Raw genomic sequence first — 21,163 nt, forward strand, 5'->3', positions numbered from 1 at the left:
AGCTATTATCCCGCATCGGATCGGCCTCCAGTGGAGCGATCCAATCAGCGAATTAGTGAACATGCACAATTGCGAGCGCAGCGAAGCAATCCAGAATCTTTCCGCGGTGACAGTCTGGATTGCTTCGCTGTGCTCGCAATGACGGCCGGGATGGTCAGCTTGCCCAGATCAGCTCTTGCAGCTCGACCAGATCGCTCGCCTTGTCCTGCCAGCCCTCGATACAGACGTGGCTATTGAGGTCGCTGGCGCGATGCAAAAGCATGAGCGCCATCAGCCGACGCTTGAGCGCGAAGTCCGGCTTCGCATAGCCAAAACCCTTGAGCAGGCTGCGCACCCTCCCCGGCCGGCCAGCCGCCATGAAGGCGCCGGGGCCGAGCAGGTCGTAGTCGCGCCATCCCGCCAGCACATCGCCGAAGTCGAACAGGCCGACTAGCGACCATTGATCGTCATGGCAGGCGAGCAGGAAATTCTGGGGGATATATTCGCCGACCAGGATCACCGGCGGCGCATCCATCGGAATCAGCTCGGCGGCATCGCGCAGGAGATCGTCGAGGCCTTCGAGGAATTTCGGCGCAAGGCCGAGGCGTGTATGCCGCGCCCTGCAGCCCTGAATCTGGGCGCGCATGAAGTCGTCCCAGCGCGGCTGGATTTGCGCGAGCGGTCCGAGCGGCGCGCGCTGCACGGCGGCGATGGTCTCGCCGATCTGGCGCAGCAGGCGCTCCTTCTGCGCCTCCGGGAGCTGCGGCCACACCTCCGAGCCGAGCCTGCCGGCAAGGCGCGTGATGACGAGATAAGGCCAGCCATCACGCTCCCCTTCCGCGACGATCTCGGGGATCGGCAGATGAAGACGGCCGGCGAGCTGCGTCAGCGAGGCGCGCTCGGAGACGAACTGTGTGCGCAAGTGCGGCGGGAAGATTTTCAGGATCAGCTTTTCGCCCAAGCCCACGACGAGATTGGTGCCGGTCGCAAACACCTGCGGCGCGCTGACATCGAGACCGTGGCTGCGCGCGATGTCGAGCGCGATCGGCAGCCATCGCGACGAATCGGAGCGGAAGGCGCGGAAGCTTTCCGCGTCGGCGAGGTGGGGGAGTTTCATCGACATCGCGAGCTTAATCGTTTGAGTCCGTCATGCCCGGGCTTGCCCCGGGCATCCACGTTCTTCGTGCCAAGGCGTGGATGGCCGGGACATAGGCGAGCGAAGCGACGCCGTCCTTCGGACGACTATGCCCGGCCATGACGACGTGGAAAGGTTTCGCGCTCCAACCAACGTCAAGCTTCCCGCCGCTAACGGTCCGGGCTGGCGCGCTCGAACTGGCGCAGCAGCTTGTTGCCGCGCTCGACCGCGGCATCGAGCGCAGCCTGCGCGCCCTTCTGGCCGGTAAAGGCCTGTTCCAGCTCGTCCTCGATTGCGCCGCGGATCAGCACGAAGGAGCCGAGCCGGATGCCCTTCGAGTTCTCCGTCGGCGGATGCAGCGTGATCTCCTCGAACGAGATCGCGGAGCCCGGATTGCGCTCGTAAAAACCCTGTGCGCGCGTCAGCTCGAAGGCGGCACGGGTGATCGGCAGGTAGCCGGTGTTCTGGTGCCAGGCCGCCTGCACGCCGGGCTGCGACAGATAGGCGAAGAACCGCGCCACGCCCTTGTATTCCGCGCGCGGGCGGTCGCGCAGCACCCACAGCGTGGCGCCGCCGATGATCGAGTTCTGCGGCGCGTTCTTCACGTCGGGCCAGTACGGCATCATGCCGTAGCCGATATCGAACTTCGAATTCGCCTTGATATCGGCGCGCGTCGCCGAGGAGCCGATGAAGATGCCGCATTCGCCATTCTGGAAACGCGGCTCGGCCGACTGCCCGCGGCCGCCGTAGTCGAACACCTTGCCCTTCTGCCACTCGGCGAGCTGGGCGATGTGTTGCACGACGGCCGGATTGTTGATGGTCAGCTCGGCATCCAGCCCCGCAAAGCCATTGGTCCGCGTCGCGAGCGGCAGATCGTGGAAGGCGGAGAAATTCTCGATATGGATCCAGGACGGCCAGGACGTGGTGAAGCCGCACACCGCGCCGCGCTCGCGCAGGCGTTTTGCAGCAAGCCCAAGTTCGGGCCATGTCTTCGGCGGCGTCTCCGGATCGAGGCCCGCGTCGCGGAACATGGTCTTGTTGTAATAGAGGATCGGCGTCGAGGAATTGAACGGGAAGGACAACAGATTGCCGGCCGCATCGGTGTAATAGCCGGAGACGGCGGGAAGGTAATCGCCCAGCGAGAACGGCTCGTTCATATCCCGCATCATTGTGAACACGGGATAGATCGCGCCCTTGGCCGCGGTCATGGTGGCGGTCGCGACCTCGTTGACCTGGACGATCGCGGGCTGGCTGCGCGAGCGGAACGCGAAGATCGCCGCCGTCACGGTCTCGGTGTAGTTGCCCTTGTAGCTCGGCACGATGCGGTAATCGGACTGCGAGGCATTGAAGTCGGAGGCGAGCTTCTCGAGCTGCCGGCCGAGCTCGCCGGACATGGCGTGCCACCACGCGATGTCGGTGGCGGCGCTGGCCTGCCCGGTGAATGTGAGGGCCGCGGCGGCGGCAACGATCTGCAAGAGGCGCCATGCTGACATCACGATCGATGATCCTGTCTCGCGCGAACAAAAGGCGATCCTGCCCGCCACATGCTTAAAGCGCCGCTTTTGCGGATTCAATCAGGAATGACAACCGGCCGCGTCGTACAATCGGATAACGCCCCGCGGGATAGCCTTCCCTTAACCTTCTGCTAGATTGCGTTGAACCTTTTGGTCCCGCCATAGACTCCACCACTGAGGGGTTGAGTGTGCCAGTGCTGAACCGTGCCGAACTCTCGCGGACCGGGGTGATCTTCGTCGCGCTTCTGCTCGCGATCTGCGCGACGGGCGCTGCTGCGCGCGAATTCCGCGCCGCCGACACCCAGGCCGAGGATTACCCGACCGTCCAGGCGCTGCGCTACATGGGCGTCCTGATCGCCGAGCGCACCGGCGGCCGGCACGAGATCAAGGTGTTCCACTCCCGTCAGCTTGGCGAGGAGAAGGAGACCATCGAGCAGACCAGGGTCGGCGCGATCGACCTCAACCGGACCAATGTGGCACTGGTCGGCAACTTCGTTCCGGCGATGAACGTGCTCGCCATGCCGTTCCTGTTCCGGTCCATCGAGCACATGCAGAAGGTGCTGGACGGGCCGATCGGCAGCGAGATCCTCGGCAGTTTCGAGCCCTACGGCTTCGTCGGGCTCGCCTTCTACGATTCCGGTGCGCGGTCGATCTACAACGGCGTCCGTCCGGTAAGGGGTGTCGCCGACCTCAGGGGATTACGGATCCGGGTGCAGCAATCGGAGTTGATGAGCCAGATGATCCGCTCGCTCGGCACCGAGCCGGTCGAGATGCCCTATGGGCAGGTGCTCACCGGGCTTGCCAACCATCTGATCGACGGCGCCGAAAACAACTGGCCATCTTTCGTGACGACAGACCATTACAAGCATGCCGGCTATCTCGCACTGACCGAGCACACGATGAGCCCGGAGGTGCTGGTGATCTCGCTCAAGGCCTGGCAGAGCCTGTCACCGGACGACCGGACGGTCTTCCGCGACGCCGCGCAGCGCTCCAGCCGGTTCATGCGCGAGAAGTGGCGCGACCTCGAGGAGCAGTCGCAGCGCAAGGCTGAAGCCGCCGGCATCACCGTCGCCAGGGATATCGACCGCAAGTCGTTCGAGGACGCGATGGCTGCGATCTATGCCAAGGCGGGGCGTGATCCCGCCGCGGCCGCGCTGATCGAACGCATTCGCAAGGTGGAGTGAGCCTCTTGGCTGCACTTGGACACAGCGAGCACGCAGACAGGCCGACCGGCCCGCTCGGGCGGCTGCGGGCACGTCTGGTCGGCATGCTCCGCGCGGTGCCGATCCGCTGGCGCATCCTGTCGATCGCGGCCCTGAACTCGGCCGTGGTCGTGGTGCTGGTGGGGCTGATCTGGAATGGCACGCAGGTGCTGGGCTCGGCCTGGGGCGACGTCCGCCAGGTGCGCGAGTCCGACCGTATCCTGGCGCTGCTCGAAAGCGAGACCGGGCGCCTGCACAATCTGATCCACCGCTACATCAACCAGCCGAGCCCGGACCTGTTCGCCGAGATCTTGCTGCTGCGCGAGGCGGTGCTGGGCACGCTGACCGACCGGGCCGCCAAGGACCCGATGCTGTCGGGCTCGGTCGAGGAGCTGGAGCGCACCACCGACCGCTTCCTCAACGGCTTTGGCGAGCTGCGCAGCGTGCAGGCGACCATCGCCAAGACCTATGAGGAGCAGGTGCAGGGCCCGGCCAGGGACATGGCCGGTCTCTATTCCATCATCGAAGGCGCCACCGGCCATCGCGACGCGCTGATCTGGCCCTCGCTCGGCAAGTCCCGCGAGGCCTTCACCGCGATGCTGGTGGCCGCCAACTCCTACTATCTCTCGCTCTCGCCCGGTGCTGCCGACGACGCGCGCCGCAACACCGAGACGATCGAGAAGACCATTCCGGTCATGATCGATCTCGCCGACAACGACCTGCAGCGCATGGCGCTGCAACGGCTCGGGACCCGCACCACGGCGCTGCGCGAGGGTTTCGCCAAACTCTCCGAGCAGCTGACGAACCGCACCGAATTGCTGCGCAACACCATCGACGCCAGCCAGGCCGAGGCGATCGGCGCCATCGACGACCTCTCCACCAAGATGCGCCAGCGCGAGCAGAAGGCGCAGGAGACGTTTGATCGTACACTGGCCGATATCTCGCGGCGGGTGCTGTCGATCGCTGTGATCTTCCTCGGCATCATCCTCACCGCGGGCGTGCTGATCGCGCTGTCGATCCGCCTGCCATTGCAGCAGATCATGACCGCGATGCGCGCGATCACGCTCGGCGACCTCGACCGCGAAGTGCAGGGCACGCGCGCGCGAGACGAGGTCGGGGCCATGGCGCGCGCGGTGGAAGTGTTCCGCGAGAACGCGATCGCCAAGCGTGAGACCGAGGACGAGCTGCGCGCATCCAAGGAAAAGGCCGAGAGCGCGCTGCTCGAGCTCAACACCGCGCAGCAGAATCTGATCGACGCCGAACGGCTCGCGGCACTCGGCGGCCTCGTCGCCGGCGTCGCGCACGAGGTCAACAACCCGATCGGCATCAGCCTGACGGTCGCCTCCAGCTTCGCCCGGCGCACCGAGATCTTCGAGGCCCAGCTCAAGGGCGACGGCGGCCTGCGCCGCTCGCAGCTGGACGAGTTCGTGCAATCCTCGCGCGATGCCTCGCAGCAGCTCGTCGCCAACCTCACCCGCGCCGGCGAGCTGATCCAGTCGTTCAAGCAGGTCGCGGTCGACCGCTCTCATGCCGAGCGGCGGCAATTCTCACTCAGCGAAGCCACCGACCAGATCATCGCCAGCCTGCGGCCGGTCCTGAAGCGCTCGCCGATCACGCTCCAGGTCGACGTGCCCGAGGGGCTCTTGCTCGACGGCTATCCCGGCTCCTACGGCCAGATCCTGACCAACCTCTTCCTCAACGCCGCCAACCACGCCTTTGCCGACGGCCGCGCCGGCACGATCACGATCTCGGCCAAGCCGCGCGGGGCCGACGACATCGAGATCATCTTCGCCGACGACGGGGCCGGCATGACCCCTGACGTGCAACGCCAGGCCTTTGACCCATTCTTTACCACCCGGCGCAATGAAGGTGGTACGGGACTCGGGCTCCATATCGTCTATAACCTCGTCACCCAGCAGCTTGGCGGACGCATGATGCTGGAATCCAAGCTGGGACAAGGCACTACTTTTCGGATTATCATGCCGCGGATCGCCAAGGGCGGCACGCAAAGCACAGAGACTGACGGGACTTCTCAATGGCCGAACAGGACGATGTCCTCCACCTGATCGACGACACCGGTACCGCACCGGAGGACCAGAACACCAGAAGGTGGAAGATCGCCGTCATCGACGACGATCCGGCCGTGCATGACGGCACCCGCTTCGCGCTGTCCGACTACAGCCTCAACGGCCAGGGGCTGGAGATCCTCTCCGCCCATTCCGCGGCGGAAGGTCGCAAGCTGATGGCCGCGCACGGCGATATCGCCGCCGTGCTGCTCGACGTCATCATGGAGACTGACGTCGCTGGCCTCGAGCTGGTCGAGTTCATCCGCAACGAGCTCAAGAACGAGACCGTGCGTATCATCCTGCGCACCGGACAGCCCGGCCAGGCGCCGGAGCGGCGCGTGATCGTGCAGTACGACATCAACGACTACAAGGCCAAGACCGAGCTCACCGCCGACAAGCTGTTCACCTCGCTGACCGCGGCGCTGCGCTCCTATCAGCAGCTCGAGCGCATGGTGCAGACGCGGCGCGGGCTCGAGATCATCATCGACGCGGCGTCGACGCTGTACGACTTCAAGTCGATGCAGCGGCTCGCCGAGGGCGTGCTGACCCAGCTCGCCTCGCTGCTCAATGTCGATTGCGCCGGTATACTGGTCTTGCGCGACAATGGCGGCATCGACCCCGAACTTTCGGTGCTCGCCGGAAGCGGCTGCTACAGCCGCTTCATCGGCACGACCTCCTCGAAGGCACTCGACCCTGATCTGCGCGCGATGGTGGAAGCCGCCTTCCAGGGCCGCAAGAACGAATTCGCCGACCATCGCAGCGTGATCTATTTGCGCACCGGAAGCGGCCGCGAGGTCGTGGTGCTGCTCCAGGCCGAACGCGAGCTGTCCGAGACCGACCGCTCGCTGGTCGAGATCTTCTCCAGCCGGCTCTCGATCGCGTTCGACAACGTGATCCTTTATCAGCAACTCCAGGACGCCAACACGCAGCTCGAGGACCGCGTCGCCCAGCGCACCCGCGCGCTGATGCAGGCCAATCGCCGCCTGTCGGCGCAATGGCTGCGGCTGCAGCGCGCCAACGGCTTCAAGAACGAGATCCTCGGCACCGTCGCGCATGATCTGAAGAACCCGCTCGGCGTCATCCTCGGCCGCACCGAGATGCTGAAGGAGCTGATCTCGACCGGCGCCTCGTCCGACGGCGTGGTCGCCCAGGTCGATCACATCCGCGATGCGACGAAGCGCCTGACCACGATGGTCGATCATCTGATCTCGGACGCGATGGCCGATGCCTTCGACATCACCATCCGCCGCGAGCCGGTCGACGTCGCGGCGCTGGTGAAGGAGGTCGCCGACGCCAACCAGCCGCTCGCGGTCAACAAGCAGCAGGCCATCCACGTCACGGCGCCGCCCAACATCGTCACCATGTGCGACACCGACCGCATCCGCGAGGCGATCGACAATCTGATCAGCAACGCCATCAAATACTCACCGATCGGCGGCAAGATCATCGTCGCCGTCACCCATGAGGCCAGCGATACCGTCGTCCGCGTCAGCGACGAGGGCGCCGGCCTGTCGCCGGAGGATCTCGGCCGCCTGTTCGGCCGGTTCCAGCGGCTGTCGGCCAAACCGACCGCTGGCGAGAGCTCGACGGGGCTTGGGCTTTCCATCGTCAAGCGTATTATCGACATGCATGGCGGCGAGGTGACGGCCGAGAGCGACGGTCCCGGCAAGGGATCGACCTTCACCATCACCCTGCCCGCGACCGAGTTGCCGTGATTCGAGTACCGAGATCTGAGTGATATGACCCAAAGCCAGCACATCATGATCGTCGACGACGAGGCCCCGGCCCGGGAGATGGTCGGTGATTACCTCAAGATGCACGGCTTCACCGTGACGCTGTGCGATGGCGGCAAGAGCTTGCGCACCGCGATCGACGGCAGCATGCCCGACCTCGTCGTGCTCGACCTCAACATGCCCGAGGAAGACGGCCTCTCGATCATCCGCGACCTCAAGAGCCGCATCAACGTGCCCGTGATCATGCTGACGGCAACCGCGAGCCCGATCGACCGCGTCGTCGGTCTTGAGCTCGGCGCCGACGACTACGTGGCCAAGCCGTGCGAGCTGCGCGAGCTGATGGCGCGCATCCGCTCGGTGTTGCGGCGGAGCACACCGGTGAAGGCTGCCGCGGCCGAGGCGGCGCCTGCGAAATCGGACAAGGAACAATTGGTGCGCTTCGGCACCAAATGGCTTGACCTGGAAGCGCAGGCCTTGCGCGACGACGAGGGCAACGAGCATCCGCTCACCGCGTCCGAATTCGGGCTGCTCAAGGTGTTCGCGGCCAATCCGAAGCGCGTGCTGTCGCGCGAGCGGCTGCTCGAATTGGCGAATGCACGCGACGCCGAAGCGTTCGACCGCGCCGTGGATCTGCGCATCATGCGCATCCGCCGCAAGATCGAGCCCGACCCGACCAAGCCAGCCGTGATCCGCACCATCCGCGGCGGCGGCTACCTGTTCTCGCCCGCGGGCGAGAAGCCGTAAGGCGCGCGCGACAGCGGAGAGTGTGGCGCAACCGAACGCAACATCCGGAAATGCGTTCCCGCAGGCTCCAGGCGCTTTCCAAGCCCACCCCGTATTTTCCGTACATTGAAATTCCACGACTTTTAGCCCCGAATGTTTCGTCGCGCCCAGTCCGACGAAACAATTTGGCGGCGCACGAAACCATTTTCCCCTTTTCGTGCAGACGTCCCGAAACGTTCGCTCATTAACACTTTGGTCCAAGGAAACGCCGCTCGGTTGCGGCGCTACGGGGAGCAAGTCCATGCCGAACGTCATCGCCATCAACGCCCAAGCCAGCCAGAGCATCATCGCCGCTCAGGCGACCTCGGACGACATGCTTCTGGAAAGCATTGCCGACGGCAACCGGACAGCGATGCACATCCTCTATTGCCGGCACAATGTGCGGGTCTATCGCTTCATCCTGCGCATCGTGCGTGACGCGACCACGGCGGAAGACCTCGTCAGCCAGGTGTTCCTCGACGTGTGGCGCACCGCAGGCCAGTTCCAGGGCCGCTCGCAGGTCTCGACCTGGCTGCTCTCGATTGCCCGATTCAAGGCGCTGACCGCGATGCGCCAGCGCCGCTTCGAGGACATCGACCAGGACGACGTGCGCCAGATTCCTGACGATGCCGAGACGCCGGAGAGCTCGCTCGACCGCAACGACACCAGCGCCATCCTGCGCGCCTGCGTGCAAAAACTGTCGCCCGCGCATCGCGAGATCATCAACCTCGTCTACTACCACGAGAAGTCGGTGGAGGAGGTCGGTCAGATCATCGGCATCCCGCAGAGCACGGTGAAGACCCGGATGTTCTATGCCCGCAAGCAACTGGCCGATTTGCTTAAGGGCGCCGGCGTCGACCGGTTCGCCGCCTAAGATCAATGATTTCAATGGGATAGGACCGATCTTTCGGCCCTGTCCCGGACACGGAAGTGTTACCGCCGACGAAACAATTGAAACAAGGCACAACATCAGGCGGAAAAACTTCCCTCCTATAAAGCTCACATACGGTTTTCGTTAAACCTCCCAAGGACCTCCAACGACCCGGACGATGCCCCCGTCCGGGTCGTTTTGTATTTGGGTTTTGCTGATGCCGTGGCTCCGATGATTTTTGCCGCACCTGAGTGAGGCGGCCTCCGCTCTTTCATTCCCTCCCCCCTTGCGGGGAGGGGCAGGGAGAGGGGGCCACACGGGGGCTCTCTCGATTGGTGCGCGCGGTACGATCGCAGGTGGATAGACCTCGCCCGGGGCCACCCCTCTCCCCCGCCCTCCCCCGCAAGGGGGGAGGGGGCGCACCATCGCTGTGGTCGGCAGAGTGCCTCCGCCAAGCAATCGCCCGTCACGAAGGCGTGACGGCACGTAACGACCGCACCGCCACGCGCGAACTGCCCTCGTGACCTCCTTCACGAGTGCCTCATGCTCGACCTGATCTTCGCCGTCCTCGCCGGCATCCTGACCATCGCCGCGCCCTGCACGCTGCCGATGCTGCCGATCCTGCTCGGCGCCTCGATCGGGCGCGCGGGGCATCTGCGGCCCGCGATGATCGCGCTCGGCTTCGTCGTCTCGTTCTCGGCGACCGCACTGCTGCTCGGCGCGATCACGCGGCTGTTCGATTTCGATCCGAACGTGCTGCGCGAGGCCGCCTCGATCCTGCTGCTCGGCTTCGGCCTGCTGATGCTGTGGCCGGCGCCGTTCGAATGGCTGTCGATCCGGCTCAATGGCTGGCTCGATCTCGGCAACGCCGGCGCCATGCAACGCGAGGGCGCGCTCGGCGGCCTCGTGCTCGGCACCACGCTCGGCCTGGTCTGGACGCCCTGCGCCGGCCCCGTGCTCGGCTCGATCCTGACCCTGGTCGCGACGTCGAAGAACGCCAGCTGGGCCGGCGTGCTGTTGATTGCCTATGCCATCGGCGCAGCGATCCCGATGCTCGCGATCGCCTATGGCGGACAGGCTGCGACCACGCGGGTGCGCAGCCTCGCGCGGATCTCGCCTCGGCTGCAGCAGGGCTTTGGTGTCGTCGTGATCGCCTTCGCGGTCGCCGCCTATTTCCAATACGACACGCTGATCGTGGCGTGGCTCACCGGCTTCTACCCCACCGGCCAGATCGGCCTGTGATCATCCCTCACCTTCACCGGAGGATTTTTCCATGACTTTCAAGCTGCTCACTGTGACCGCCGCACTGATCGGCATGGCCGCAACAGGCGCCGTCATCCCCGGCATCTGCGACGAGGCCGCGCGCGCCACCCCTGTCGTCACCGCTGCCGCGAGCCAGCAGACCGCGCCCGATTTCGCCGGCATCAACAATTGGTTCAACTCGAAGCCGCTCAGCATCGCCGACCTCCGCGGCAAGGTCGTGCTGGTCGACTTCTGGACCTATGGCTGCGTCAACTGCGTCAACACGCTGCCGCACGTCACCGACCTCTATGCCAAATACAAGGACAAGGGCCTCGTCGTGGTCGGCGTGCACACGCCGGAATTCCCGTTCGAGCGCTCGGCCTCCAATTTGCAGGCCGCACTGAAGCGCCACGGCATCACCTATCCCGTGGCGCAGGACAATGATTCCAAGACCTGGAACGCCTACAGCAACCGGTACTGGCCGGCGCAATACATCATCGACCAGACCGGCAAGATCGTGTTCCAGCACGAGGGCGAGGGCCGCTACGACGAGATCGACCGCACCGTGGCAAAGCTGCTGAGCGCCAATAGCTGAGGCCGGATTGCCGCGTCCGCCGTTGTTGCTTGACTCCACGGACCCGTCCGTGGAGTTTCGCCAGCGACGGAATCAGCGCCCGCAATGGACGACGCGACCACCAGCACCGACATTCGCCTTCGCGAAGGCTCCTCGATCGCGCAGCGGCTGGTCATGGCCGGCTCCGCGGCCGCCGTTGCGCTGTGCTTCACGCCGGGCCTGTTCACGCACGACACACTGGAAATCATCATCTCGGCGGTCGCGCTGATCGTGGGTGCAGGGTTCGTTATCGGCATCATGCTGGCGCCGGCGGTGGTGTGGATCATCACCGCGAACGAGATTCTGATCGGACGGCAAAGTCCATTCGGAAAGCTGCGCACGCGGGTCGTCGCGAAGGACGACATCGCCGGATTGCAGGTTCCCGGCAGCAAGAGGGTGAAAGCCCGCTTTCAACTCGTCTTCACGCTTGTCTCGGGGGAACGCCTGACGTCCCCGCCGATCTCCGATGTCACGCATGTCCGCGAGACTGTGGCCCGGATCGCCACGCAGTTCGACGTCCCCAATTTCGAGGAGCCGGTCAATCCGCTCGATGCCAGCAATCCCGAGATGCATCTCGGCGAACCCCTCGAGGCGTTTTCCACCCGGGACATCCGGATCGTGTCACTGATCGCGGTCGCGCTGTGCGCCGTGCCCTACGCCTACAAGCTCTGGCGCGGATGGCCGCCCAGCCATGTCGACATCCTGCTGCTGCCGCTCGGCGCGCTCGCCGCGTTCGCCGTGCACCGATACGCCAACCTCGTGACCGGCGCCTTCTGGATCATCCGCGAGAGCGATATCCGCGTCGAACGCCTGTGGGGTGACGGTACGCCGCGCGCGGACCACATCGAAGGGCACGAGGTAAAGACGATTACCGTCGACCGCCGCGGCCGGTCCGAGGACGAGCACTGCATCGTCACGATCCGCCTGCGCTCGGGGCGACGCTTTCGCAGCCCCCGCATCGGCTCACGGGTCGAGGCCCGCGCCGTGGGGACGGAGATCGTGCGACGGCTCGGGATCGCGGCGGAGAGCAACAAGATTTAGAGCACGCTACGTCCACATCGTCATGGCCGGGCTTGTCCCGGCCATGATGGATGCAGATTTGACAGCCTGCCACCCGGAGGACGTCGCCGACACTGCTTTTGGCGCCATCCCCTGTTTGTGGCATTGCGAGGGCCCGTCAAAAAACCAAAGCATTCTCGTGACATACCAGCCGGGCGCGCCATCAACTTGCCATGAACATGCCCCTGAGATTTGATGGTTTCGAATGAATTGCGCTGTGGCAGCGGGGAGAGCTTGAAATGACGGATTTTCGTCGCCTGACCGGGATGTTTGTGGCCGCGATCGGCCTGATCCTATCCGCACCACAGGCCATCGCCCAGCAGCCCGACCGCGGCGACGAGCCCGGCCTGGTCGCCGACGACGCCTACCAGCTCGATCCGGAATGGCAGAAGCAGGTGGTCTACTTCCGCACCACCGAGACGCCGGGCACCATCATCATCTCGACCGCTGAGCGTCATCTCTACCTGGTGCAGCCGGGCGGGCGCGCCATCCGCTACGGCATCGGCGTCGGCCGCGACGGCTTCCAGTGGCAGGGGCTGGTGAACATCACCAACAAGAAGGAGTGGCCGGATTGGACGCCGCCGCCGGAGATGATCCAGCGCCAGCCCTATCTGCCGCGCTTCATGGCCGGCGGTCCCGGCAATCCGCTCGGCGCCCGCGCCATGTATCTCGGCACCACCGTCTATCGCATCCACGGCACCAACCGCCCTGATACGATCGGCACCAAGGTGTCCTCAGGCTGCTTCCGTCTCGTCAATCACGACGTCGCCGATCTCTACGACCGCGTCCCTGTTGGCACCAAGGTGGTCATCCGGCAGAAGCCCGAGCTCTAAGTTTATCGTTTGAGCATGATCTTCCGGATCATGCTCTTCGCCCTCCTCCCAATTCCTTTTCCCGATTTTTCGAGAGAGCAACATGATGCGCACATTTCGAGGCGGCCTGCTGATCGGGCTCGCAGTCGCCGTGCTGGTCGCTGTCCTGGCCATCATCTATGAATTCTACGATACCCGCACGCTGAAGCGCACCGTTCGCCGCGGCGAGGTGCTGTGCGGCGTCAACAGGGGCCTGCCAGGCTTCTCGATCCCGGACGACAAGGGCAACTGGACCGGCTTCGACGTGGATTTCTGCCGCGCTGTGGCGTCGGCGATCTTCAACGATCCGGCCAAGGCGAAGTTCGTTCCGCTCGATGCCGGCGAACGCTTCAAGGAATTGCAGAGCCGGAAAGTCGACATCCTCTCGCGCAACTCGACCTGGAGCATGGCGCGCGAGCTCGACTACGACCTCTATTTCCCGGCGGTCGCCTATTACGACGGCGCAGGCTTCATGCTGCCGCGTTCGCGCAACAAGGAGACGTCGCTGGACCTGACCGGCAGCAAGGTGTGCGTCCAGGCCGGGACCACGACGGCGCTCAACGTCGCCGACTACTTCCGTGCCAACAACATGAAGTATGAAGAGATGAAGTTCGACAAGCTGGACGATGTCGTGAAAGCCTACGACACCGGCAAGTGCGACACGCTTTCCGCCGACGTCTCGCAGCTCTACGCCCTCAGGCTGAACCTCTCGAAACCCGGCGACAACATGATCCTGCCGGACATGATCTCCAAGGAGCCGCTCGCCCCCGTCGTGCGCCAGCGCGACGACGACTGGATGATGATCGTGAAGTGGACGCTCTACGCGATGATCAACGCCGAGGAGCTCGGCGTCACCTCGGAGAACATCGACGAGGCCCTGAAGTCGAAGAAGCCTGAAGTGATGCGTCTCGTCGGCACCGAGGGCAATTACGGCGAGCAGCTCGGCCTCACCAAGGACTGGGTTGTCCGCATCATCCGCAACGTCGGCAATTACGGCGAGATGTACGAGCGCAATATCGGCGAGAAGTCCAAGCTGAAGATCCCGCGCGGCATGAACCAGCTGTGGAATGCCGGCGGCGTGCAGTACGCGCCGCCGATGCGGTAACGGCTTCTGGCTCGGCCACGCTCTCAATCGTCATGCCCGGGCTTGTCCCGGGCATCTACGTTTTTGAGGCACCGTAAGAACGTAGATGGCCGGGACAAGCCCGGCCACGACGGAGCTTGGGGCAGGCACTCTCCACCTTCTCAACTGTCATCGCCCGGCTTGACCGGGCGATCCAGTATTCCGAGACGTCAATCGTATCCGGAGGGGCCGCGGCGTACTGGGTCGCCCGGTCAAGCCGGGCGACGACACTGCGTGTGAGGCACGTCCTCGCGCCTCACATCCACTCGCCTCAATACCCCCGCGCTCTTGCCAGCTGCTCGGTGTGGTAATTCGCGTCGCCGAACAGCTCCTCGCACACCCTGGCGCGCTTCATGAAGAAGCCGATGTCGAACTGGTCGGTCATGCCCATGCCGCCATGCATCTGCACGCCTTCCTGCACCGCGCGCGTGGCGGTGGTGCCGGCACGCGCCTTGGCCACTGCGACGGCTGAGGCGGCCTTGGTGACATCGGCATCCAGCGCCTGGAGGGCCTTCATCGTGGCGGCGCGGGTGATCTCGATGTCGACATAGAGCTCGGCGGCACGGTGCTGGAGCGCCTGAAATTCGCCGATCAGCTTGCCGAACTGTTTTCTGTTCTTGAGGTACTCGACGGTGCGGTTGAAGACCTCTTCGCTCAGGCCCACCATTTCGGACGCGACAGCGCCGCGACCGATGTCGAGCACACCGTCGAGCAGGCCAGCGCCCTGATCGACCTCGCCGAGCACGCTGTCGGCGGTGACCTCGACATTGGCAAGCTCGATCCGCGCCGCGTTGTGCGCATCGACCATGATGGTGCGCTCGATCGAAACGCCCTTGGCCTTGGGGTTGACCAGGAACAGCGTCAAGCCGTCACGCTCGCCGGCAGAGCCCGCGGTGCGCGTGGCGACGATGAGGAGATCAGCGACATGGCCGTCAACCACCAGCGCCTTGGCGCCGGAGAGCTTGAAACCGTTGCCGGCGCGCACCGCCTGGAGACTGGTCTGGAGCGGGCGATGCTTTGCGCCCTCGTCGATCGCGAGCGTGGCAAGCAGCGAGCCGTTGGAAATCTTCGGCAGATACTCCGACTTCTGTGCGGCATTGCCGCCGAGGTTCAGCGCCGAAGCTGCGACCACGCTGGTGGCGAGGAACGGCGACGGCATCAGCGTGCGGCCGATCTCCTCCATGACGATTCCGGCCTCCATGAAGCCGAGGCCGCTGCCGCCGAACTCTTCCGGCACCATGAGGCCGGCAAAGCCCATCTCGGCGAAGGAGTGCCAGAGCTCCTTGGAGAAGCCGGTCGGATCCTTGGCGTCGCGCAAGGATCGCAGGTGCGACACCGGCGCCTTGTCGCTGATCAGCCCGCGCGCGGAGTCACGGAGCATCGATTGTTCTTCGGTGAGGACGAGGGCCATGTGCGTGTTTCCGGTTCGAAATCTACTTTTTGTTCGTCATTCCGGGATGGCCCGTAGGGCCAGGCCCGGAATCCATAACCACGATCGAGAGTATGGCTTCCGGGCTCGCGCTTCCGCCTTCGCTCTTCGAGCTTCGGCGGGCAAGTCGCGCGTCCCGGAATGACCGGTGATGAGGGGACGCCTCACGCCCCCGGCAAATCCAGGATGCGCTTGGCGACGATGCCGAGCATCACCTCCGTCGTGCCGCCCTCGATCGAGTTGGCCTTGGTGCGCAGCCAGGCGCGCGGGCGGGCGCCCTGCTTGGAGCGCTCGCTCTCCCATTCCAGCGCGTCGACGCCGCCCGCCGACATCAGGATCTCGTAGCGGCGCTTGTTGAGCTCGGTGCCGTAATATTTCATCGCGGACGAAAACGCCGGATGCGCCTGGCCTGCCTTGGCGAGATCGACCGCGCGTTCGGCGCAGGCGGCGAGCGCGGCTTCATCGACGTCGAAGCTCGCGATCTGGCCGCGCAGCATGGAATCGTCGAGCTTGCCCTGTGCATCGGTGCCGACGGAATCCGCTGCGATCTGGCCGAGCGGCCGGCCGACGCCGCGCTCGCCCATGCCTGATATCATCGCGCGCTCGTGCTGGAGCAGATATTTTGCGACGTCCCAGCCGCGGTTGACGGTGCCGACCACGTGCGACTTCGGCACGCGGACGCCGTCGAAGAAGGTTTCGCAGAACGGCGAATAGCCCGAGATCAAGAGGATCGGCTTGGTCGTCACGCCCTTCGAGGCCATGTCGAACAGGATGAAGCTGATGCCGTCGTGCTTCTTTGCCGCCGGATCGGTGCGGACGAGGCAGAAGATCCAGTCGGCGTAATTGGCGTAGGATGTCCAGATCTTCGAACCGGTGATGACGAAATCATCGCCGTCGCTCTCCGCGCGGGTCTGGAGCGAGGCGAGATCGGAGCCGGCGTTCGGCTCGGAGTAGCCCTGACACCAGCGGATCAGGCCCGCCGCGATTTTTGGCAGATGCTCCTGCTTCTGCGCCTCGTTGCCGTATTTGAGCAGCGCCGGCCCCAGCATCCAGATGCCGAAGCTCGACAGCGGTGGCCGCGCGCCCATCCTGGCCATTTCGGCACGCAGCACCTTGTGCTCGGCGGCGCTCAAGCCACCACCGCCATACTCCTTCGGCCAATCAGGCACGGTCCAGCCCTTGTCGCGCATACGCTCGAACCAGATGCGCTGCGGCTCGGAGGAGAATTTCGTATTGCGTCCGCCCCAGAACACGTCGCCGTCCGAGGTCACGGGCTTGCGCATCTCCGGCGGGCAGTTGGCTTCCAGCCAGGCGCGCGTTTGCTTGCGGAATTCTTCGAGATCGGCAGCTTCAGATTCACTCATGGTCGTTTCCATCAATCAAAAAGACTTGTTGGGCGCGACTCTGGGCCATCGCACCGTGGAATTCAACCACTTCCGTGGCGCGCGTTCGGCTATAGTCGCCGCCACGGCGAGCTTGAAAACAAAGAGGAAATAACAATGCGCCTGAAACTACTTTCGCCTGGCGAAATGAACGAGAGCCAGCGGCAGACCTATGACGAGTCGATTGCCGGCAAGCGCGGCAAGCCGCCGGCGCCGATGATGGCCTGGCTCAACAGCCCCGACATGGCCCGTCACGCCACGCGGCTCGGCGAGGTCTTGCGCTACGACACGATCTTCCCGGCAAAGCTTTCGGAGATCGCGATCCTGGTGACGGCGCGGCACTGGACCGCGCACTACGAATGGTATGCGCATAAGCGCCTCGCGCTCGCGGGCGGCATGGATCCTGGCATCATCGACGCGATCCGCGATCGCCGCACGCCTGTCTTCGACGATCCCAAGGGAAAGATGATCTACGACGTCGCGAAGTCGCTGCACGAGGGCCATGGCGTCGAGAAAGGTCTCTACGACGAGGCGGTCAAGCTGCTCAGCGAGCGCGGCGTCGTCGAGGTGATCGGGCTGTGCGGCTATTACACGATGGTATCGATGACGCTAAACACGTTCGAGTTCGAGCTGCCCGAGGGCGAGGTGCGGGAGCTGTCATAGTTTCGCATCTGGAAACGATGGGTTTCAGGATGGGCCCGTAGCGCCATCCCGAGACCCGGCCTATCTGGAGTTCAGCAACGGAGCAGCAACATGTCGCAGAACCCAGCCGTCAATGCCGGCACCCGGATCGGCCACGTCCACCTCAAGGTCGCCGATCTCGACCGTGCGCTCGGCTTCTATTGCGGCGTGCTCGGCTTCGAGCTGATGCAGCGCATGGGTTCGGGCGCGGCCTTCATCTCGGCCGGCGGCTATCATCACCACATCGGGCTCAACACCTGGGAGAGCAAGGGCGGCTCGCCGCCGCCGCCGGGCACGACCGGGCTGTTCCACACCGCGATCCTCTATCCGACGCGGCCGGCGCTGGCGGACGCGCTGCATCGCGTGCTCACGGCCGGCATCGCGCTCGACGGCGCCAGCGACCACGGCGTCAGCGAGGCGTTGTATTTGCGCGATCCCGACGAGAACGGCGTGGAGCTGTATTGGGACAAGCCGAAAGAGCAATGGCCGTTCGGGCCGGATGGGAAGCTTGCGATGTTCACGAAGCGGCTGGATGTCGAGGCGTTGCTGAAGCAGCGCGAGGCGTAAACTTCGCTCACTCCTCGTCGTTGCGAGAAGCCCGCGACAAAATTGCGAAGCAATTTTGCGCTGGCGACGAAGCAATCCAGCATCTTTCCGCAGTGGCAGTCTGGATTGCTTCGCTGCGCTCGCAATGACGGAGTGTGTTGAGGCGCCGTCGCGCCTCTATGCCGTTTTCGCTCGCGGCGCCCCCCGCACCATGATCAGCGCCGCGGCCGCCACCTCCAGCGCGATACAGAGGTAGAACGGCAGCGAATAGCCGCCGGAGAGATCGCGCAGGAATCCGACGATGCCGGGGCCGAACGCGTAGGTCACCTGGTTGATCGCGGTATTGAGGCTGATCAGCACGCCGAACGAGGCACTGTCGAACTCCTGCTGCACGATCAGCGACGGCAGCGTGATGAGATTGCCGACCGAGAAACCGAACACCGCGCAGGCCGCGATCAGCACATAGTCGTTGTGCAAATTGATGACGACGAGAAGCGCCGCGGCCTGGCTGAGGAACGACAGCGCCGAGGCAAGGCGCTGGTTGAGGCGGTCGATCACCATCGAGAACAGCACGCGGCCGATCACCGCCATCGCGGTCAGCACCGCGACCGCCACCGCTGCGCGCTCGCGGCCGATCACGGGATCGAGGAACGAGATCAAATGCACGATGAAGCCGACCTGCGCGAACAGCACCAAAGCGAACGCAATGGTCACCGTGAGAAAGCCGACGTCGCGTAGCGCCCATGCGCGGATCTGCGTCGACGATTGCGGTTTTGCCTTCGCCGTCGCGTGCCAGCCGTGAAGATCAGGCGGCCGGCCGACGAGAAGGAGGATCACCGGCAGCATCAACACCAGCATGGCGCCGGCGGCGGCGTACATCGCGCTGGCGAAGCCGACGTGGCCGATCAGGGTGACCAGCAGCGGCACGCCCACGATGCCGCCAAAACTGGCGCCGTTGAGTGCGAGGCTAATCGCCATGCCGCGCTTGTGGTCGAACCAGAGACTGATCGTGTTGGTGATCATGGCCAGACTGGTGCCGGCCCAGCCGAAGGCGAGCACGGCGTCGGCGACATAGAGTTGCCAGGGCTCGCGCACCGCGCCGATCGCGACCGCGGCGGCCGCCATTGCCAGCGTGCCGGCGATCAGGCAGAGCCGCGGGCCATGTTTCCGGACAGCCTCGCCAACGAAGACGACGAGCAGCGCGCCGAACAGATAGAAGAACGTGGTGCCCGAGGAGATCAGCGAGGCCGGCCAGCCGCGCGCACGCTGCAGCTCGGCGACATAGACGCTCTGGCCGTAGAAGCCGAGCCCCCAGCCGAAGGTCGCGAGCAGAAAGCAGACCGCGACGATGCGCCAGCCTTCGTAGCGGAGCGAAGATTCGTCGATGGGCGCGTCGTGCCGGGGATTGTCGAGCATTGGCGCTTTTCCTTCGCTGTCCCCGTGTCGGGACAACTTCTCCATGACGACCATCATGTAACGATGCAGGACCAGAAAATCACTTCGACCGCGATCGAAGTGTCAACGCTGCTGACAGCCTCCCGCCAACCTATTGAGCATGATCTTATCGGAGAACCGCTGCGCACTTTTCCGGATCATGCGTCAGATCGCATCCGGGAACTCGCCCATCGCCGCGTCCAGTCGCGCCTTGCGGCGGCGGTCCCAGGACGCCAGCGAGAGCACGGCGAGGCCGAGCACCACCGGCGGGAACACCACCATGTTCACGGCCGACCAGCCGTAGTTCGCAAGCAGCTGGCCGGACGAGAACGAACCGATCGCCATCATGCCGAACACCAGGAAGTCGTTGAAGGCCTGCACCTTGTTCCGCTCCTGCGGACGATGCGTCTCCAGCACCAGCGCGGAAGCGCCGATGAAGGAAAAATTCCAGCCGACACCGAGCACGATCAGCGTGGCCCAGAAATGCATCGCGGTGATGCCGGAGAGGCCGATGCCGGCGGCCACTGCCTCCAGCAGCAGGCCGGCGGCGACGATGACAGGTGCGCCGAAGCGGGCGATCAGCGCGCCGGTGAAGAAGCTCGGCCCGTACATCGCGACGATGTGCCATTGAATGCCGAAATTGGAATCGCTGACACTGAGGCCGCACAACTTCATGGCGAGCGGCGCCGAGGTCATGACGAGGTTCATCATGGGATAGGAGATGACGCCGCACAGCGCCGCCGCGATGAAGCGCGGTTGGGTAACGATGTCGAGCAGCGGCCGGCCGCCGTGCAGATCGGCCGGCGCCGGCTTCGGCATGTCGACGCCAGCGACGATCCCCATCGCGACCAGCGCCACGGCGGCCTGCACCAGGAAGCTGAAGGCGAACAGATAGGGCGACCAGACGTCCATGGTCCATTGCACGAGCTGCGGACCGAGCACGCCGGCGAACACGCCGCCCGCCATCACCCAAGACACCGCCTTGGGTCGGTAGGCCGCGCTCGCGCCGTCGGCGGCGGCGAAGCGATAGGATTGCGCCACCGCGCCGTAGAGGCCGCCGAGGAAGGTCGCGACGCAGAACAGCGCGAACGAGGCATGCAGGATCGCGAACGAACCGGCGAGCCCGGTCAGCGTGCCGAGGCCCGTACCGACGATGAAGGCCGCACGGCGGCCGAAGCGGCGCGAGATCGCGCCGGTCGGCAGTGTGCCGGCCGCAAGCCCCAGCACATACATCGAGATCGGCACCGTCGCGAAGGACATGTCGTGCGCGAGCGTCGCGCCGACGATCGAGCCAGTGGCGAAGATCACCGCGGAGTTGGCGCCGGTCAGCGCCTGCGCCGCAGCGAGGCGCACCACATTGGTACGCACGCGGGCGTCGTCGGCGATCTCATTGGCTGTCGTCACGTCTAGCATCGGCATTTCCGCCCAAGGGTCTTTAAGGCGCTCTGTTGATTCCCGGCACTATGGAGGGGCACGGGAGGGCGGGCAACCGGCGCAAACGGGCGCAGGCCATGCCTCTGACGCAATCGGAGGGATCATAG

The 21,163-nt window shown here is 64.8% G+C and carries 18 protein-coding genes; 12 read left to right on the forward strand and 6 right to left on the reverse strand.

Going from position 1 to position 21,163, the window contains the following annotated elements:
• Positions 1 to 154: 154 nt before the first annotated feature.
• The gene (locus JQ627_RS28600; RefSeq protein WP_212487697.1) at positions 155 to 1,102 is read right to left on the reverse strand and encodes a phosphotransferase; all 948 of its coding nucleotides are present in this window, start codon (positions 1,100 to 1,102) and stop codon (positions 155 to 157) included.
• A gap of 182 nt (positions 1,103 to 1,284) precedes the next feature.
• Positions 1,285 to 2,607, reverse strand: a complete 1,323-nt coding sequence (gene ugpB / locus JQ627_RS28605; protein ID WP_212487699.1) for a sn-glycerol-3-phosphate ABC transporter substrate-binding protein UgpB — start codon at positions 2,605 to 2,607, stop codon at positions 1,285 to 1,287.
• Between the two features lie 209 nt (positions 2,608 to 2,816).
• Between ugpB and JQ627_RS28610 the strand changes: the two genes are divergently transcribed.
• The 10 genes from JQ627_RS28610 (at position 2,817) to JQ627_RS28655 (ending at position 14,132) form a co-directional block, all read left to right on the forward strand.
• The gene (locus JQ627_RS28610) at positions 2,817 to 3,812 is read left to right on the forward strand and encodes a TRAP transporter substrate-binding protein (RefSeq protein WP_212487701.1); all 996 of its coding nucleotides are present in this window, start codon (positions 2,817 to 2,819) and stop codon (positions 3,810 to 3,812) included.
• 83 nt (positions 3,813 to 3,895) lie between these two features.
• Positions 3,896 to 5,896 (forward strand): ATP-binding protein, encoded by a 2,001-nt coding sequence (locus JQ627_RS28615; RefSeq protein ID WP_249143468.1) that lies wholly within the window; start codon positions 3,896 to 3,898, stop codon positions 5,894 to 5,896.
• Complete coding sequence (locus JQ627_RS28620; RefSeq protein WP_212487704.1) at positions 5,866 to 7,611, forward strand: DUF3369 domain-containing protein; 1,746 nt, start codon at positions 5,866 to 5,868, stop codon at positions 7,609 to 7,611. The genes JQ627_RS28615 and JQ627_RS28620 overlap by 31 nt, the downstream gene beginning before the upstream one ends.
• A 24-nt stretch (positions 7,612 to 7,635) precedes the next feature.
• Positions 7,636 to 8,373, forward strand: coding sequence for a response regulator (locus JQ627_RS28625; RefSeq protein ID WP_212487706.1), 738 nt, complete (start codon positions 7,636 to 7,638; stop codon positions 8,371 to 8,373).
• 280 nt (positions 8,374 to 8,653) lie between these two features.
• Positions 8,654 to 9,265: a sigma-70 family RNA polymerase sigma factor gene (locus JQ627_RS28630; protein WP_212487708.1), complete on the forward strand. Its 612-nt coding sequence runs from the start codon at positions 8,654 to 8,656 to the stop codon at positions 9,263 to 9,265.
• 540 nt (positions 9,266 to 9,805) lie between these two features.
• Positions 9,806 to 10,504 (forward strand): cytochrome c biogenesis CcdA family protein, encoded by a 699-nt coding sequence (locus JQ627_RS28635; protein ID WP_212487710.1) that lies wholly within the window; start codon positions 9,806 to 9,808, stop codon positions 10,502 to 10,504.
• Between the two features lie 31 nt (positions 10,505 to 10,535).
• Entirely contained in the window at positions 10,536 to 11,099 is a 564-nt protein-coding gene (locus JQ627_RS28640; protein WP_212487712.1) for a thioredoxin family protein, read from the forward strand.
• Positions 11,100 to 11,183: 84 nt separating this feature from the next.
• Positions 11,184 to 12,158: a hypothetical protein gene (locus JQ627_RS28645; protein WP_212487714.1), complete on the forward strand. Its 975-nt coding sequence runs from the start codon at positions 11,184 to 11,186 to the stop codon at positions 12,156 to 12,158.
• Between the two features lie 257 nt (positions 12,159 to 12,415).
• Positions 12,416 to 13,009: a L,D-transpeptidase gene (locus JQ627_RS28650; RefSeq protein ID WP_212487716.1), complete on the forward strand. Its 594-nt coding sequence runs from the start codon at positions 12,416 to 12,418 to the stop codon at positions 13,007 to 13,009.
• 85 nt (positions 13,010 to 13,094) lie between these two features.
• Positions 13,095 to 14,132: an amino acid ABC transporter substrate-binding protein gene (locus JQ627_RS28655; RefSeq protein WP_212487829.1), complete on the forward strand. Its 1,038-nt coding sequence runs from the start codon at positions 13,095 to 13,097 to the stop codon at positions 14,130 to 14,132.
• 289 nt (positions 14,133 to 14,421) lie between these two features.
• On the opposite strand, the gene JQ627_RS28660 is transcribed toward JQ627_RS28655, so the two are convergent.
• Together JQ627_RS28660 and JQ627_RS28665 are read right to left on the reverse strand one after the other, a co-directional pair.
• Positions 14,422 to 15,561, reverse strand: a complete 1,140-nt coding sequence (locus JQ627_RS28660; protein ID WP_212487717.1) for an acyl-CoA dehydrogenase family protein — start codon at positions 15,559 to 15,561, stop codon at positions 14,422 to 14,424.
• A gap of 182 nt (positions 15,562 to 15,743) precedes the next feature.
• Complete coding sequence (locus JQ627_RS28665) at positions 15,744 to 16,943, reverse strand: acyl-CoA dehydrogenase family protein (protein ID WP_212487719.1); 1,200 nt, start codon at positions 16,941 to 16,943, stop codon at positions 15,744 to 15,746.
• 135 nt (positions 16,944 to 17,078) lie between these two features.
• Between JQ627_RS28665 and JQ627_RS28670 the strand changes: the two genes are divergently transcribed.
• The gene (locus tag JQ627_RS28670; RefSeq protein ID WP_212487721.1) at positions 17,079 to 17,624 is read left to right on the forward strand and encodes a carboxymuconolactone decarboxylase family protein; all 546 of its coding nucleotides are present in this window, start codon (positions 17,079 to 17,081) and stop codon (positions 17,622 to 17,624) included.
• A 90-nt stretch (positions 17,625 to 17,714) separates the two neighbouring features.
• Positions 17,715 to 18,209: a VOC family protein gene (locus JQ627_RS28675; protein ID WP_212487723.1), complete on the forward strand. Its 495-nt coding sequence runs from the start codon at positions 17,715 to 17,717 to the stop codon at positions 18,207 to 18,209.
• A 156-nt stretch (positions 18,210 to 18,365) separates the two neighbouring features.
• Here JQ627_RS28675 and JQ627_RS28680 read toward each other — a convergent pair whose 3' ends face one another.
• Together JQ627_RS28680 and JQ627_RS28685 are read right to left on the reverse strand one after the other, a co-directional pair.
• Positions 18,366 to 19,604, reverse strand: coding sequence for an MFS transporter (locus JQ627_RS28680; RefSeq protein WP_212487725.1), 1,239 nt, complete (start codon positions 19,602 to 19,604; stop codon positions 18,366 to 18,368).
• A gap of 183 nt (positions 19,605 to 19,787) precedes the next feature.
• On the reverse strand, positions 19,788 to 21,035 hold the full coding sequence (locus JQ627_RS28685; RefSeq protein ID WP_212487728.1) for an MFS transporter: 1,248 nt from the start codon (positions 21,033 to 21,035) through the stop codon (positions 19,788 to 19,790).
• Between the last annotated feature and the right edge of the window lie 128 nt (positions 21,036 to 21,163).

It is taken from the genome of Bradyrhizobium liaoningense, from assembly GCF_018130785.1.
Taxonomy (GTDB): Bacteria; Pseudomonadota; Alphaproteobacteria; order Rhizobiales; family Xanthobacteraceae; genus Bradyrhizobium; species Bradyrhizobium liaoningense_A.

Coding starts and splice junctions, on each gene's coding strand:
- JQ627_RS28640 (WP_212487712.1), top strand. CDS start 10,536: ATGACTTTCAAGCTGCTCACTGTGACCGCCGCACTGATCGGCATGGCC.
- JQ627_RS28620 (WP_212487704.1), top strand. CDS start 5,866: ATGGCCGAACAGGACGATGTCCTCCACCTGATCGACGACACCGGTACC.
- ugpB (WP_212487699.1), bottom strand. CDS start 2,607: ATGTCAGCATGGCGCCTCTTGCAGATCGTTGCCGCCGCCGCGGCCCTC.
- JQ627_RS28645 (WP_212487714.1), top strand. CDS start 11,184: ATGGACGACGCGACCACCAGCACCGACATTCGCCTTCGCGAAGGCTCC.
- JQ627_RS28635 (WP_212487710.1), top strand. CDS start 9,806: ATGCTCGACCTGATCTTCGCCGTCCTCGCCGGCATCCTGACCATCGCC.
- JQ627_RS28630 (WP_212487708.1), top strand. CDS start 8,654: ATGCCGAACGTCATCGCCATCAACGCCCAAGCCAGCCAGAGCATCATC.
- JQ627_RS28650 (WP_212487716.1), top strand. CDS start 12,416: ATGACGGATTTTCGTCGCCTGACCGGGATGTTTGTGGCCGCGATCGGC.
- JQ627_RS28600 (WP_212487697.1), bottom strand. CDS start 1,102: ATGTCGATGAAACTCCCCCACCTCGCCGACGCGGAAAGCTTCCGCGCC.
- JQ627_RS28660 (WP_212487717.1), bottom strand. CDS start 15,561: ATGGCCCTCGTCCTCACCGAAGAACAATCGATGCTCCGTGACTCCGCG.
- JQ627_RS28675 (WP_212487723.1), top strand. CDS start 17,715: ATGTCGCAGAACCCAGCCGTCAATGCCGGCACCCGGATCGGCCACGTC.
- JQ627_RS28670 (WP_212487721.1), top strand. CDS start 17,079: ATGCGCCTGAAACTACTTTCGCCTGGCGAAATGAACGAGAGCCAGCGG.
- JQ627_RS28625 (WP_212487706.1), top strand. CDS start 7,636: ATGACCCAAAGCCAGCACATCATGATCGTCGACGACGAGGCCCCGGCC.
- JQ627_RS28615 (WP_249143468.1), top strand. CDS start 3,896: ATGCTCCGCGCGGTGCCGATCCGCTGGCGCATCCTGTCGATCGCGGCC.
- JQ627_RS28655 (WP_212487829.1), top strand. CDS start 13,095: ATGCGCACATTTCGAGGCGGCCTGCTGATCGGGCTCGCAGTCGCCGTG.
- JQ627_RS28680 (WP_212487725.1), bottom strand. CDS start 19,604: ATGCTCGACAATCCCCGGCACGACGCGCCCATCGACGAATCTTCGCTC.
- JQ627_RS28685 (WP_212487728.1), bottom strand. CDS start 21,035: ATGCTAGACGTGACGACAGCCAATGAGATCGCCGACGACGCCCGCGTG.
- JQ627_RS28665 (WP_212487719.1), bottom strand. CDS start 16,943: ATGAGTGAATCTGAAGCTGCCGATCTCGAAGAATTCCGCAAGCAAACG.